This is a genomic window from Nocardia araoensis NBRC 100135 (genome assembly GCF_000308435.1).
Lineage (GTDB): Bacteria > Actinomycetota > Actinomycetes > Mycobacteriales > Mycobacteriaceae > Nocardia > Nocardia araoensis.
On record NZ_BAFR01000260.1, the window covers coordinates 1 to 851 of the forward strand.

1 protein-coding gene is annotated in these 851 nt (G+C 69.2%); it reads left to right on the forward strand.

The genetic code is table 11. The annotated features are described in order from the left end of the window. Positions 1-81: 81 nt before the first annotated feature. On the forward strand, positions 82-851 hold a 770-nt coding region (locus ON21_RS30255; RefSeq protein WP_373281160.1), incomplete at its 3' end, for a lytic transglycosylase domain-containing protein.

Below are 851 nucleotides of genomic sequence, written 5' to 3' on the forward strand. Positions count from 1 at the left end.
ACGACGTCGAGGATTGGGTGTGGCCGAATGCGTGTATCTGCTCCGATAACGGTCTCGGCTTTGGTTGTTGCTGGTGTGGTGGTGAGTGGTTCGGGGGTGCAGTCTCCGGTGGGGGTGTCGGCGCCGCGGGCGCCGGAGGTGTTGGCGGCGGCGGCGAGTGCGGAGTCCCGGGTGGTGGGGTTGTTGCCGGTGGCGGCGGAGGGGCCGCGGCGGTTGCGTGCGGTGACGCCGGGGGTGGCGCCGTTCGCGGGGATGGTGCCGGTGCAGGAGTTGTCGTTGCCTGCGGTGGGGGGTGCGTTGGGGATTCCGGAGGTGGTGTTGGCGGCGTATCGGAATGCGGAGTTGGCGTTGGCGTCTTCGGCGCCGGGGTGTGGGTTGTCGTGGAGTTTGCTGGCGGGGATCGGGCGGATCGAGTCGGGGCATGCGGGGGGTGGGCGGACGGATGCGGCGGGGACGACGGTGTCGCCGATCTTCGGTCCGGCGTTGGATGGGAGTTTGCCGGGTAACGAGGTGATCCGGGCGGTGGATGGGGGGTTTGTGCGGGCGGTGGGTCCGATGCAGTTCTTGCCGGGGACGTGGGGGGTGTACGGGGCGGATGGTAATGGGGACGGGGTGGCCGATCCGCACAATGTGTTCGATGCGGCGTTGGCGGCGGGGAAGTATTTGTGTGCGGGGGGTTCGGATCTGCGGGATCCGGCGCAGGAGTTGCGGGCGGTGTTGCGGTACAACAACTCGATGGCGTATGCGGCGAATGTGCTGAGTTGGTCTCGGGCGTATCGGACGGGTGGTTCGCCGACGCCGGTGCGGGTGTCGCCGGATCTGGTGGCGCCGGGGTCGTTGCCGCCGGTGGG